Here is a 13,395-nt window from a genome sequence, read left to right on the forward strand (position 1 = left end):
GAGTGTCCGCGGCATGGATGCCGCGGCCAAGCCCCCATGGACGGGTTTACGGCGTCTCCCGCAACCGGACCCACCCCGCCATCCCACGGATAGCCAGCTTTTGCTTCGGCGGTTGCTGTTGCTCTGGCTTCGGCAGGTGCAGGGCTGCAAGCCCTGCCGAACAACACCCTCTACTTTGCCTGCTCGCAGAACTTCTGCCGGTACTCGAGTGCCTTCGGCATCAGCGCCTGCAAATTCTGGATGCGGGTGCCCGGGTTCGGGTGGGTCGAGGAAAACTCCGGTGGCGACTGGCCACCACTGGCCTGGCCCATGCGCTGCCACAACGGCACCGCCTCGCGCGGGTCGAAGCACGCCGCTGCGGCCAGCATCAGCCCCACTTCGTCGGCCTGCGTCTCGTGGCTGCGCGCATACGGCAGCAGGTAGCCATAACCCATCGCCGACATCATCATCTGTTGCTGCTGTGCATCCATGCCGCTGGCGGCGCCGGCCACCTGCCCGATCTGGGTGAGCTTCTGCTGGGCCATGCGCTGCGCACCATGGCGCAGCAGCGCATGCGCGATCTCGTGGCCCATCACCACCGCCATCGCATCGCGGGTGCGCGCCACCGGCACCAGCCCGGTGTAGACCGCCATCTTGCCGCCCGGCAGGCAGAACGCATTGGCCTGGTCGGAGGGGATCACATTCACTTCCCACTGGAAGTCCCGCGCGAAATGCGCCGGCTGCACGCCATGCTCCTGGGCCAGCGCGGTCTCCACCACATCGACCTTGGCGATCAGGCGCTGGGCGATGTCACGCACATCACGCGCGATCGGTGCATTGGGGTCCATCGGCCGTTCCTGCGACAGGATCTGCTGGTAGGCCTGCAGCCCCAAAGCAGTCTCCTGGCGCGCGTCCAGGCTGCTGTCGATCATCACCTTCTCACCGGTATAGGGATCCACCGTGCGGTTGGAAAACCAGTAGAAGACCGCGTAGCCGGCGGCCAGCAGCAGCACCCACCAGCGGATGTTGCCGAACAGGCCGCGGCGCTGCGAGCCTTGTGGCGGGCGGGAAAAGGGATCGTTGCGCATCGGGTCGGCTTCCAGCAGGCCCCGCCGGCCGGCGGGCACGGCGCAATCTTAGTGCGCCGATGCCAGCAGCGGGTGAAGCCGGCTGCCGTTCAGATGCCGCGTACCAGGCGGAAGCCGATGCGCGCGTTGGTGGTATCCGAGTCCTGGGATTGCCGCCAGGCGGCGCGGGTCTGCTCCGGCGCATTGGCCCAGTTGCCCCCCCGGATCACCCGTGCGCGACAGCCCGGGTTGAACCAGGCGGCGCCATCGGCGGGCGCGCGCCGGTAGCTGGCATGCCAGCAATCGGCCACCCATTCGCTGAGATTGCCGCCCATGTCGTGCAGGCCGAAGGCATTGGCCTGGAAACTCCCTACCGGTGCCGGCCCCCACCAGCCATCGCCATAACCGATGAAGGCGTTGTGCCAATGCCGCCCGGAGGGCGACACATCCTTGCTGCCGGTGAAATTGCCGCTGCCCGGCGGCGGCGTGCCCGCATCGCCCCAGGGGTAGCGACCACTGTTGCCGCCGCGCAGCGCGTACTCGAACTCTGCTTCACTGGGCAACCGGTAGCTGCGCCCGGTCTGCTCGGACAACCACGCCGCGTAGTTTTCGGCATCGCGGATGCTGACGTGCATCACCGGCGAATTGGCCATCGCGCGGCCACCGTCGTAATCCGAGCGCCAGTCCACGCCACTGCGGCGGATGAAATTGCCGCTGCGTTCGTCATAGACCACCGAATGGCCGCGCCGCGTCGCCCGGGGGCGCGCATTGGTCGCCTTCACGTAGCGCTGGAAATCGCTGACCGTGACCTCGGTGATCGCCATCGCGAAGCCTCGATCAAAGCGCACATAGTGCGATGGTCGCTCGGCATCGCTTGAACCCGGTTCGGCATCACCGGCGCCCATCTGGAAACCGCCATGCGGCACCACCACCATCTGCGGCCCGCGTCCGCCATCACGCATGGCGTCGCTGAACACCTGTCCCGGGCGGAAGCTGCCGTAGTGGGTGGCCAGGTCGATACGCTCACGCAGCTGGGCCACCACCGCGTCTCCCGGCAGGGCGATGCGCAGGGCCTCGGCCAGTTTCTCGCGTGCCGGTTTCAGGCCCTGCGGCGTGGACAGGTCGCGCAGGCCGTCATCGCGCAGCTGCAGCAATGCCGCCGCACGGATCTGCTCGATGCGCTCGAACGCGTCGGCAATGGTCGGCGACGAGTCGCGCACCTTGCTGGCTTCGGCCAGCCAAGTGCCCGCGCTGGCGAAATCGCGCGTGCGTGCAGCGTCCTCGGCACGACGGATCAGCCCGCTTTCGGCCGCGGCCAGTCCCTGCCGTGCACGGCTGTTGTTCTCGTCCAGTGCCAGCGCCTCGCGGAAGTTGCCGATAGCCCCGTCGCCATCCTCGCCGATCCGGTCCGAGCGCAGGTCTTCTTCACCGGCGCGGTTGTAAGCGACCACCCGCTGGGCAAGCTCCACCCGACCCTGCAGTGCGCGTACCTTCTCGTCCTTGGGCGCCAGGGTCAGCAGCACCAGCGCCTGGCGGCTGGCCTCGGCCAGCGCCTCGCGCTGCTTCAGCGGCCGCACCAGCAGCGCATCCGCCTGCTGCTGCAGGCGCTGGCGGGCACGCTGAAGGCCCTGGCGGGCCTGGCGGTCATCCGGGTCCTCTTCCTGTACCGCCAGCCACAGCGGGATGGCGGCATCGGCATCCTCATACAGCCGGCCCTCGGTGAAGGCCTGCCCGGCCGCGCGGCGCAACTGGGCCAGGCTGCGGCCCTGGCGGTCCACCCGCGGCGGCGTCCACTGCTGTACATCCTCGGCGGCATCCTCACCGGCGATGGTCACGCTGCCCTGCCCGGCCTGCGGGCGCTCGTCGCTGTCTGCGTTCGCGGACGGGCGCGCCTCCTCCCCGGCACTCCGGTCCGCTGCCGTGGGGGGCGACGGCGTGCAGCCTGCCAAGGCCATGGCCAGGGCGGTGCACAGCGCGGACGACAACGGAAAACGCAAGCGGAGCCTCCTTCGGCACGGACGCGCACCGACGTTAGGCTATTCTCCCCTGCCTGAGCAAACACGAGTAGTAGGCCCTGAACCGTGGCAACCTGGATCACCACCCCCGCCGAGCTGGATGCGTACTTCCAGCAGCGCCCGACCCGCATCGGCCTGGACACCGAATTCATCCGTGAACGCACCTTCTGGCCGCAGCTGGCCCTGGTGCAGATGGCGGTCGGGCAGGACATCCTGCTGATCGACCCGCTGATTCCCGGCATGACCGAGGCGCTGGCACCGTGGCTGGCCGATGAATCCATCACCAAGGTGATGCACAGCGCCAGCGAAGACCTGGTCGCCTTCAAGTGGGCGTGCGGCGTGCTGCCGCGACCACTGTTCGACACCCAGATCGGGGCATCGCTGGCCGGCATCGGCGGCGGCATGGGCTACCAGAAGCTGGTGGCGGAGATCACCGGCGTGGCGCTGGCCAAGGGCGAAACCCGTTCGGACTGGATGCGCCGCCCGCTTTCCGAGTCGCAGCTGCAGTATGCCGCCGACGATGTCGAGCACCTGTTCGCGCTGCATGACGCCATTGATGCCAAGCTGCAGGCGCTCGGCCGCCAGCAGTGGCTGCACGACGATGGCGAGCGCCTGCTGGCCAGCGTCGCCAACGACGAGGACCGCTGGCCGCATCTGGCGATGCGCTCGGCGCAGTTCCTCGACGCCGCCGCACAGCACCGCCTGCTGCGCTTGCTGCGCTGGCGTGATGTGCAGGCACGCAACAGCGACCGCCCGCGAAGCTGGATCCTGGACAACGAACTGGCCGCCACCCTGGCGCGCACGCCACCGGCCGACGAGACTGCGCTGGGCAAGCTGTTCGAGCAGTTCCCGAAGGCACCGCGCAAGCTGGCAGGCGCGGTCTGGCAGGCACTGTCCACGCCGCTGGCCGATGAGGCCGAGGCACCGCTGGCACTGCCCGCCAACGACAGCAACAAGCAGGTAGTGAAGAAGCTGCAGGACGCGGTGGCCGAACGCAGCCGCGAGCTGGGCCTGCCGGATGGCGTGCTGGCATCCCGCAAGCATCTGGAAAGCTATCTGGAACGCCGCCAATGGCCAGCCGCACTGGCCGGCTGGCGCCAGCAGGAACTGGAGTCGCGGCTGCAGGCGCTGCTGCCCGCACGTTGATGGCACAAGGCGCCGGACCACGCCGGCGCCGTGCACCTCAAGCCTGCAGGGGCCGTGCTAGGGTTTGCCGGTACTGACAAGGAGACGTCGATGCGGAGCCTCAAGATCGCGACCGCCTGCGCACTGCTGCTAACCACGTTGGGCCTGACATGCTCTGGGCAGGCAGCACCGCTTTCCTATGCACAGGAAAAGGAGAACACAGCCAAGCTGGTGGACATCATTGACGGTGCCACCCGCGACGGTCTGGTTGCCGTGCTGGTGCCGGCCCCGTATGCCGTGCACAACGGCGGGCCAGGCGTCGGCTCTCCGGTCCCAGGCTTTCATCTGGGCAACCGCTCGACCGACCTACCCGGGTTCTCGACGCGAGTGTCCTTCCAGCACAAGGACATTCCCTCCCAGGGCTATGTGCAGCTGTTCAACACCAACGAACTGGAAACCGGCCCGCAGCGGACGGTGTTGATGGACGTGTTCGAGGTGCATCTGATTCCGCCGGGCACCTATCTGCTGAACGGTGCGGAGAACTACCGCCTGAACACCCGCGTAGCCAAGCTGAAGCCGCTAGGGACCACGGACGAAGTATCGAAGGACATCGGCGCCACCCGCCTGGCCGACGTCGATTACCGTTTCTATTCCTGGAAGAAGGTCTGGGTACCACCCGGCGTCCTGACCGATCAGCACTCCCAGCAGGTCTGCATCTCGGTGCATGTGGCCTCCGGCAACTGCGTGGCATGGGGCACCCAGAACTACGAAACCTCGCGCCCGACCGAAGGCTACTGGGATGACAGGATCGTCCCTGAAGATATCCCTGCCGTACGCATCCAGGCGGTCATCGCCAAGGCCCACGCGCCACTAGGCTTCACTGCCCGCGAAGGGCAGATCCTGCTCAGCCCCTTCATTGTTGCCGCCGACGGCGATATCGATTTCAACGCGAACGACTGCGCACCGGTCGACAAGCTGACGGGATGCGCCCTGCGCCGCTTCAGGGTGCACTACCAACCCGCGCCGCTGGACGCTGCACGCAAGCACATCGCAATCACCTCGCGCGGCCTCAACGGCAAGCAGCGCAAGGTACTGGAGCGGATGGAGGCGATGCAGCTGCAGGTGCTGGGCCCCAGTGCGCCGTCCGATGCAGCGCTGGGCAAGGGCGTCAGCGCCACGCCTTGAGCACGGATGATGCCTGGCCAGCAACTAAAAACGGCGCTCGATGAGCGCCGTTTCCGTTACACGACGGGGTAAGGCTTACCAGTTCATGTTCAACGAGACACCCACGGTGCGCGGTTCGTTGTAAACCGCCGCCATGTAGTTCTCGATCACACCCTTGAGGTTCTTCTCGTTGGTGATGTTGCGCGCGAACAGCGCCACTTCGTAGGCACCATAGTTGCCCGAGTAGCCGATCTTCAGGCCGCCCTCGAAATCACCCTTGGAGTTGAACTCCTTGCTGTCGTACAGCACGAAGCTGGTGTAACCCTGCTTGTTCCAGTCGGTGGAGACGAACATGGTGCCGGCGTCGCTGACCGGGAAGTCGTAGCGGGCGGCCAGGTTGACGTTGTACTTCGGCGCGTTCGGCAGCGGGTTGCCGTCGATCTGGGCGAACGTGTTGGCACCGACCTTGATCGTCGGGTCGCCGACGGTGCAGACCACCTGGCCGTTGAGGCCGCAGACCTGCGCGTAGACGCGCTTGTCCTTGATCTCGCTGTGCAGCAGGCTCAGGCCGGCGCTCAGGGTCAGGTTCGGGATCGGGCGCAGTTCCATGTCGGCTTCAAAGCCGTAGGCCTTGGCCTTGTCGGCGTTGAACAGCACGCCGTTGCCGTCCGAATCGTTGCCGTTGAGCTGGATGTCGTTGACGGTGTAGGTGAACGCGGTGGCATTCAGGCGCAGGCGGTTGTCCCACAGGCTGCTCTTCACGCCCGCTTCCCAGGACAGGATCGTCTCGGAATCGGCGGTGGTGAAGTCGGCATTGAACACCGCCGAACGGCCCTGGATGGTCGGGCCACGGAAACCGCGCGCGACCTTGGCGTAGACGCTCACGTTCGGGGTGAACTGATACATCGCGCTCAGATCCCAGCTCGGCGTGGTGTCGGACATCTTGACGTCGGTGCGGCCCTTGTAGGTGACCACGCCGGCGGCGGTATCGGCGGTCTTCAGCAGACGGGTGTGCTTCTCGTCCTTGGTCTGGCGCAGGCCGGCAGTGACGGTGAACTTGTCGGTGAAGGCGTAGCTCAGCTGGCCGAAACCGGCCCACGAGGTGTTCTTGTTGCGCAGGCGCACCCAGTTGTTCGGGTTGCGTGCCGCGCCCTGCAGGAACCATGCGCGCTGGTAGAAGTCGGTGGTGTCGCTGCCGTTGAAGTAGAACGCACCGGCCTGCCACTGCAGGGCGCTGTCGTCATGGCTGGCCAGGCGGAATTCCTGGGTCCACTGGTCCAGGTCGCGGATGCGGCCCATCGACTGGCCGTAGCCGTTCGGCACGCCGTTCACCGGGAAGTTCGCCGCGGCGCCACCGTCGGTGTCACCACGGCTGTAGCCGGAGGTGGTTTCGTAGGCGGTGATCGAGGTGAAGTCGATCGCGCCGAAGTCGTAACGTGCCTTCACCGAACCGCCGTAGGTCTTGTAGGCCTGTGGGTTGTTGTCGGCTTCGTCGTAGGCAACCTTGTCGCGCGGCACGTCGGTCTTGTTCGAGCCCTTGGTCAGCGCGCCGCGCAGGAACAGGGTCGAGGTGCCTTCGTAATCGCGGGCGTGGGCCGAGGCCAGGATCGAGAACTGGTCGCTCGGGGTCAGCAGCAGCTGCGCGCGCACGTTGCGGTCATCGAAGCCGCCCATGGCGTTCTTCTTCGGGCTGACCGTGCCATCGGCGCTCGGGCCCTTGTAGGTGTTGTCGACGTAGTCGTCGCGGTGCTGGTACAGGGCCGACACGCGGAACGAGGCGATGTCGTTGATCGGGCCGCCGAAGCCGCCGTCGATCGACACGCTGTTGTAGGTGGCGTAGCTGGCGCTGACGCGGCCGGTGTAGTCCTGGGTCGGCTTCAGGGTGTCGAACTTGACGATGCCAGCAGTGGTGTTGCGACCGAACAGCGAGCCCTGCGGGCCGCGCAGCACTTCCACCTGGTCCACGTCATAGACCGGGTTGGACTTCAGCACCACGTGTTCCAGCACCACGTCGTCCTGGATGATCGACACCGGCTGCGAGGCACCCAGATAGAAGTCGATGTTGCCCAGGCCGCGGATGTAGAAGCGCGGGAAGATGCGGCCGGTGGTGGTTTCCGCATACAGGCTCGGCACGCGGCCGGACAGCGCCAGCAGGGTGTCGTCGCCGCCGGCGGTGAAGTCGCGCATGCGCTCGCCCTGCACCACGCCGACCGAAACCGGCACTTCCTGCAGGTTCTGCTCACGGTGTTCGGCGGTCACGGTGATCGTGTCCAGGCCGGTCGGGGTCGGCGCGCTGTCCTGCGCGGCGGCACCGAAGCTGCCGACCAGGGCCAGGCCGGCACAGGCCAGTGCCAGCGGGTGGCGGCGGAAGGAAACAAGGGAAGACGACAGACCCGACAGGCGGCGGGAATCGGTATGGGAGGGCATGCAATGCTCTGAGGAGGCGTCCGTGCGGCCTGCGCGGGCCGGGCGGCAAAAAGGAGGAAAACTGCGCAAGCGGCCATTATCCCCCAAATTGTTACGATTTCGTTGCGCAGCACTCAAACCCGGCGAAACAAGCGGTTTCGGCACAGTCACCGGGCATTCCGCACGCCCTGAAGGCTTGACTCAGGGCAGCGGGGTCAACGCGACATCGACCATCGCCAGCAGGCGCTCGCGGCTGATGCCGTCACGGGCCTGCACCGAGATGCCATGCAGCACCGTGGCGAAGTGATCGCCCAGTGCCTGCACTGCCGCGTCGTCGGCCAGCTCACCCTCGGCCTGCGCCTGCTGCAGGCGCGCGATGATCGCCGCCGTGCGCTGGCGACGATGGCTGGCCAGCCAGTCCCGCACGCCTTCGCCATCGGGCGACACGCTGCTGGCCGAGGACACCACCAGGCAACCATGCGGGCGCCCGCGACGGGTGTAGGTCAGCACGGCTTCGCGCAGCATCGAGCCGATCGCCTCACGCAATGTTGCCTGCTCCAGCGCGCGCGGTGCGAAACCGCCCTCCCCCTCTTCGTACAGCGCCACGGCTTCGCGGAACAGCTGCTCCTTGCTGCCGAACGCGGCGTAGATGCGCGCCGACGCGATGCCCAGCGTTTCGACCAGTGCCGACATCGACGTGCCTTCATAGCCGTGCTGCCAGAACAGCAGCATCGCCTTGCGCAACGCCTGGTCCCTGTCGAATTCGCGCGGTCGCCCTGCCATCTGCCTGCCTGCTCCAGTGAGGCGCGCAGTGTAACGCGGGTGTTGACCACCGCGAGGGTCGCGCCTATTCTTTGTCGATCGACAAACAATTGGAGCAACACATGCAGACCCTCAAGGGCCCCAGCCTGCACCTGGCGCAGTTCGCCGGAGACCAGCCCCCTTTCAACTCACTTGCCGGCATTGCCGCGTGGGCCGCCGGCCACGGTTTCAAGGCCCTGCAGATTCCCGCGTGGGATGCACGCCTGTTCGATCTGGCCACCGCCGCCGACAGCCAGGACTACTGCGATGACATTCGCGGCACCCTGGCCGAGCACGGCCTGCAGGTCAGCGAACTGACCACCCACATCCTCGGCCAGCTGGTGGCCGTGCATCCGGCCTACGATGAACTCTGCGATGGCTTCGCGCCGGAAGCACTGCGCGGCAATCCGAAGGCCCGCAGCGAATGGGCGCAGCAGCAGTTGCACCTGGCCGCGCGCGCGTCACGCCGTCTCGGCCTGCAGGACATGGGCACCTTCTCCGGCTCGTTCGCCTGGCCCTACCTGTTCCCGTTCCCGCAGCGCCCGCCGGGCCTGATCGACGCGGCCTTCGATGAACTGGCGCGACGCTGGCGGCCGATCCTCGATACCTGCGAGGACAACGGCATCAACCTCTGCTACGAGATCCACCCCAGCGAAGACCTGCATGACGGCACCAGCTTCGAGCGCTTCTTCGAGCGCGTCGGCCAGCACGAGCGCTGCCGCATCCTGTTTGATCCCAGCCACTTCGTGTTGCAGCAGCTGGACTACCTGGAGTACCTGGACATCTATCACCCGCTGATCCGCATGTTCCATGTCAAGGATGCGGAGTTCCGTCCCAGCGGTCGCCAGGGTATCTATGGCGGGTACGCCGACTGGACCGAACGTGCAGGCCGCTTCCGCTCGCTGGGCGACGGCCAGGTCGACTTCAAGTCGATCTTCTCCAAGCTGGCCCAGTACGACTACCAGGGCTGGGCGACGCTGGAATGGGAGTGCTGCCTGAAGGACCAGGAAGCCGGCGCGCGCGAAGGCGCCGCATTCATCCGCGACCACATCATTCCGGTCACCGACAAGATCTTCGACGACTTCGCCGGTGCACCGATCAGCACCGCACAGATGCAGCAGATGCTCGGCATCGCCTGAGCCCCAACGGAGCACTCCCCCATGACCACTTCCCTTTCCGCTGGCGCTGCCGGCGACGACGCCCTGCGCCACCACTACCTGCGCATCGATGGCCAGCGCGTGCATTGCGTATCCGCCGGCCACGGTGAACCCGTATTGCTGATTCCCGGCTGGCCGCAGACCTGGTACGCCTGGCGCCATGTGCTGCACGCCCTGGCCGAGGCTGGTTTCGAAGCCATCGCGGTTGATCCGCCGGGCATAGGTGAATCCGACCGCCCCACCCACGGCTACGACACCGGCAGCGCCGCCGCCGTCCTGCACCAGACCATGCAGGCGCTGGGTCATTCCCGCTACCAGGTGGTCGGGCATGACATCGGCATGTGGATTGCCTATGCGCTGGCCAGCGACCAGCCGCAGGCAGTGCGCCAGCTGGCCGTCACCGAGGCGGTGATTCCCGGCCTGGCCCCGGAACCGGGCATCTTCGCTGCGCCGGCCGACAACATCTTCCTCTGGCACTTCATGTTCAACCAGGTGGCGGACCTGCCCGAGGCACTGATCAGTGGCCGCGAGCGCGCCTATCTGGAATTCATGTTCGACCGCTGGTCGTACCGCCGTGACGCGGTGGCTGCCGACACCTACATCGCCGCCTACAGCCGCCCCGGCGCGCTGCGGGCCGGCTTCGCCTGGTACCGCGCGATTCCGGAAACCATCCGCCAGAACAAGGAACGTGCACAACGCCGGCTGGCGATGCCGGTGCTGGCCATCGGCGCCGAGCACGCCACCGCCGATGCGCCGATGCTGACCCTGCAACCGCACGCCGACAACGTGCGCGGCAGCATCGTGCCGGGCTGCGGTCACTTCATCATGGAAGAAGCGCCGCAGGCGTTCCTGGCGCAGCTGCTGCCGTTCCTGCAGGAGGCACGTCATGCAGCTTGAAACCGCGCTGCAGCAGTTCGTCGATGCCATTGCGGCCCATCCGCTGCCGGAGGACCTGCGCGAACTGCGGGCGATCAGCGAAAGCGCGCTGCCACAGTTGCAGGGTGCGCCGCAGCCGGTTGCGCGTGTAATCGAACATGCGGTGATCGCACGCGACGGGCATGCGCTGGAGGTCCGCCTCTACACACCGGAAGGCCTGCCCGACGGGCCGGCGCCGGCCCTGTTGTTCGCTCACGGTGGCGGCTGGTTCCAGTGTTCGCTGGCGGTCTATGACGGCCCCTGCCGTGCGCTGGCCAATGCCAGCGGCTGCGTGATTGTGGCCGTGGGCTACCGGCTGGCGCCGGAACACCCGTTCCCGGTTCCACTGCATGACGTCGCCGACGCCTGGCAGTGGTTGCAGGACAACACCGAGCGCCTCGACCTGGACCCGCAACGGTTGGCGATCGGCGGCGACAGCGCCGGTGGCAACCTCGCCGCCGCCTGCTGCCTGCTGCTGCGCGAACGGGCCCTGCCGCAACCGTGCCACCAATTGCTGCTGTACCCGGCGCTGGATGCCGGCATGGGCAGCGATTCCTACCGCGACTACGCCGCGGGCTACTACCTCAGCGCCGAACTGATGCAGCGCTGCTGGCAGGCCTATCTGGGTGATCTGGATCAGCCACCGTCACTGGCCTCGCCCGCGCAGGCAACAGACCTGCAGGGACTGGCGCCAGCCTCCGTACTCAGCTGCGAGCACGATCCGCTGCGCGACGAGGCCGAGCAGTACGCGCACCGCCTGCAGGCTGCGGGTGTCGACTGCACGCTGGAGCGGCTGCCGGGGATGATCCATGCCTGCATCCACCTGCAGGGCGTGGCTGTTTCCACTGGCGTGGCGGTACAGCGCGCGGGCGATCTGCTGCGCCAGGCGCTGGCCTGAACCGGCTGGGGGCGGCGGCAGATCAACGCCTGCCGCCGTCCCGGCCCGGCGCTTGGCAAGCCCGGCAGGCAGCGCTACACTGAAAGCCTGCCGTGGGGCCATAGCTCAGCTGGGAGAGCGCGTCGTTCGCAATGACGAGGTCAGGAGTTCGATCCTCCTTGGCTCCACCACTATTCAGAAGAACCCGTAGATCTCCATGATCTGCGGGTTTTTTCTTTATAAGCGCCCACGGCTCAGGCCGGCTCCTCACCGCCATCCTTGCGATGTGGACTGCGCGAGTGTGTATCACGCACCTGTTGATCGCGCTGGCCCGGCCGCTGCTTGGCCACATCGTCCTGCTTCCTGTCCTGGCGACTTTCCTGGATGCCCTGCTTCGGGTCCTGACCCTTGCTTCGCTCGTTCATCGAAATCTCCCACGCCGGCGCCGGGCCCTCGTTGCCCACCACGCTAGAGGTTGCCGGGTAAGCCGCAGGTCAGTCCTGCGCCAACGTCATGTGCAGGACTGGCTTGCCGCCGCAGCCCCCGCGCAGCCAGAATCCGGGGCACCACGCCTACCGGTATGCCATGCCCTCTCCTGCCCAGCACGCTGCGCACGTGTTGCCGATGCTCCTCAATGCGACCGACGGCAGCATCCAGCTCGGCAACCTGCCGACGCTGATCGGCCCCACCCTGTCACGGGATGAGGCGCGTGTCGCCTACGCCGCGCTGGTGCGAGGGCAGCGCGATGTCGGCACCGGCTATCACTGGCTCAGCCTGCACCGGCTCAGCCTGGGCGGTGCGCCCGCCGGCATCAGCCTATGTTTCCACGGGCAGCAGCTCGACATGGTGACGATGGGCGTCGATCTGCCCGGTGCAACACTGGAAGACGGTTGGCCGACCCAGACCGCGATCGATGCCGAAGTCGCCTTCATGCGCCGCACGTTGGGTGCCGCGCTGGGTCGCAAGCTGGCCGGCGGCCACGCCCGGTTCGACTGGGGCGAAGCCTGGGCCCGTTTCGATCCGAAAGGCTTCATGGCCAGCAGCGGTATCCGCTACGCGCCACGCTCGTGACCCCGCTCAGGTGCGGGTGATCGACACCCCACCCTCCACGCGCATCGCGGTACCGGTAACGAAACTGCTTTCATCGCTGGCCAGGAACAGCGCCGCGTTGGCGATCTCCTCCGGCTCGGCCATGCGCTTCAGTGCGTGCAGCGAGCGCACGAAGTCGCGGGCATCGCCGGTGGGTGCGGCCTGCCGCCCCATCTCGGTATCGGTGCCACCGGGCAGCAGCACGTTGCTGCGCACGCCGCGCGCGCCGTATTCGGCAGCGATCACCTGGCTCAGGCCGATCAACCCGGCCTTGCTCGACGCATAGGCCGCCATGCCCGGGAATCCCACGGTGTGGCCGACGAAGGTACCGACGAACACCAGCGAGCCGCCGCCGCGCGCCAGCAGTGCCGGCAACTGCGCGCGTGCCGCATGGAAGGCGGCATCCAGATTGGCCGCCATCACTTCGCGCCAGGCGTCCACCGGGAACTCCGCCGCCGGCACGCCCGGGCCAAGCATGCCGGCATTGTTGAGGGCGATGTCCAGGCCGCCGAATGACTGCTGGGCCAGATCGACCAGCGCCTGCGCCGTACCCGGGTCGGCCACGTCGGCGGCATGGACCACGGCTTCGCCACCGGCGGCGCGAATCTGCTCGGCCAGCGCCTGCAGCGGCTCCGGCCGCCGTGCGTTGAGCACCAGCTTTGCCCCTTCGGCAGCGAAGCGCAGGGCGCTGGCGCGGCCGATGCCGGCGCTGGCACCGGTGATGAGGGCGATCTTGTTGTTCAGGCGCATGGTCGTAGTACCGGTTGTGAAGTGGCCGCCACGATGCCGCGCCTCTCCCC

The 13,395-nt window shown here is 67.2% G+C and carries 12 protein-coding genes and 1 tRNA gene; 7 read left to right on the forward strand and 6 right to left on the reverse strand.

Annotated features, from left to right (window positions below):
- Positions 1-170 precede the first annotated feature (170 nt).
- Positions 171-1,067, reverse strand: coding sequence for a M48 family metallopeptidase (locus AC13FN_RS10400; protein ID WP_019336850.1), 897 nt, complete (start codon positions 1,065-1,067; stop codon positions 171-173).
- Positions 1,068-1,156: 89 nt separating this feature from the next.
- On the reverse strand, positions 1,157-3,043 hold the full coding sequence (locus AC13FN_RS10405; protein WP_478415128.1) for an SUMF1/EgtB/PvdO family nonheme iron enzyme: 1,887 nt from the start codon (positions 3,041-3,043) through the stop codon (positions 1,157-1,159).
- An 84-nt stretch (positions 3,044-3,127) separates the two neighbouring features.
- Here AC13FN_RS10405 and rnd point away from each other — a divergent pair, with 84 nt between their 5' ends.
- Positions 3,128-4,207: a ribonuclease D gene (rnd, locus tag AC13FN_RS10410; RefSeq protein WP_049437393.1), complete on the forward strand. Its 1,080-nt coding sequence runs from the start codon at positions 3,128-3,130 to the stop codon at positions 4,205-4,207.
- A gap of 90 nt (positions 4,208-4,297) precedes the next feature.
- A complete protein-coding gene (locus AC13FN_RS10415) occupies positions 4,298-5,371 on the forward strand; it encodes a hypothetical protein (RefSeq protein WP_054172204.1) in 1,074 nt (357 codons plus the stop codon).
- A gap of 75 nt (positions 5,372-5,446) precedes the next feature.
- Here AC13FN_RS10415 and AC13FN_RS10420 read toward each other — a convergent pair whose 3' ends face one another.
- Both AC13FN_RS10420 and AC13FN_RS10425 read right to left on the reverse strand, forming a co-directional pair.
- Complete coding sequence (locus tag AC13FN_RS10420) at positions 5,447-7,777, reverse strand: TonB-dependent receptor (RefSeq protein WP_054172205.1); 2,331 nt, start codon at positions 7,775-7,777, stop codon at positions 5,447-5,449.
- A 180-nt stretch (positions 7,778-7,957) separates the two neighbouring features.
- Complete coding sequence (locus tag AC13FN_RS10425; RefSeq protein WP_049437387.1) at positions 7,958-8,539, reverse strand: TetR/AcrR family transcriptional regulator; 582 nt, start codon at positions 8,537-8,539, stop codon at positions 7,958-7,960.
- A gap of 101 nt (positions 8,540-8,640) precedes the next feature.
- On the opposite strand from AC13FN_RS10425, the gene AC13FN_RS10430 reads away from it, so the two are divergent.
- From AC13FN_RS10430 to AC13FN_RS10445, 4 genes are all read left to right on the forward strand, one after another.
- The gene (locus tag AC13FN_RS10430) at positions 8,641-9,696 is read left to right on the forward strand and encodes a sugar phosphate isomerase/epimerase family protein (protein WP_054172206.1); all 1,056 of its coding nucleotides are present in this window, start codon (positions 8,641-8,643) and stop codon (positions 9,694-9,696) included.
- 21 nt (positions 9,697-9,717) lie between these two features.
- Positions 9,718-10,611, forward strand: coding sequence for an alpha/beta fold hydrolase (locus AC13FN_RS10435; RefSeq protein WP_482984879.1), 894 nt, complete (start codon positions 9,718-9,720; stop codon positions 10,609-10,611).
- Positions 10,601-11,527, forward strand: coding sequence for an alpha/beta hydrolase (locus tag AC13FN_RS10440; protein WP_478412750.1), 927 nt, complete (start codon positions 10,601-10,603; stop codon positions 11,525-11,527). The genes AC13FN_RS10435 and AC13FN_RS10440 overlap by 11 nt, the downstream gene beginning before the upstream one ends.
- 94 nt (positions 11,528-11,621) lie before the next feature.
- Positions 11,622-11,697, forward strand: a tRNA-Ala gene (locus AC13FN_RS10445).
- A gap of 63 nt (positions 11,698-11,760) precedes the next feature.
- Here AC13FN_RS10445 and AC13FN_RS10450 read toward each other — a convergent pair.
- Positions 11,761-11,931, reverse strand: coding sequence for a hypothetical protein (locus tag AC13FN_RS10450; protein ID WP_162838413.1), 171 nt, complete (start codon positions 11,929-11,931; stop codon positions 11,761-11,763).
- 160 nt (positions 11,932-12,091) lie between these two features.
- Here AC13FN_RS10450 and AC13FN_RS10455 point away from each other — a divergent pair, with 160 nt between their 5' ends.
- The gene (locus AC13FN_RS10455; protein WP_049437416.1) at positions 12,092-12,577 is read left to right on the forward strand and encodes a hypothetical protein; all 486 of its coding nucleotides are present in this window, start codon (positions 12,092-12,094) and stop codon (positions 12,575-12,577) included.
- Positions 12,578-12,583: 6 nt separating this feature from the next.
- On the opposite strand, the gene AC13FN_RS10460 is transcribed toward AC13FN_RS10455, so the two are convergent.
- Positions 12,584-13,345: an SDR family oxidoreductase gene (locus tag AC13FN_RS10460; protein WP_482984878.1), complete on the reverse strand. Its 762-nt coding sequence runs from the start codon at positions 13,343-13,345 to the stop codon at positions 12,584-12,586.
- Positions 13,346-13,395: the final 50 nt, after the last annotated feature.

It is taken from the genome of Stenotrophomonas sp. 115C5 (genome assembly GCF_056861055.1).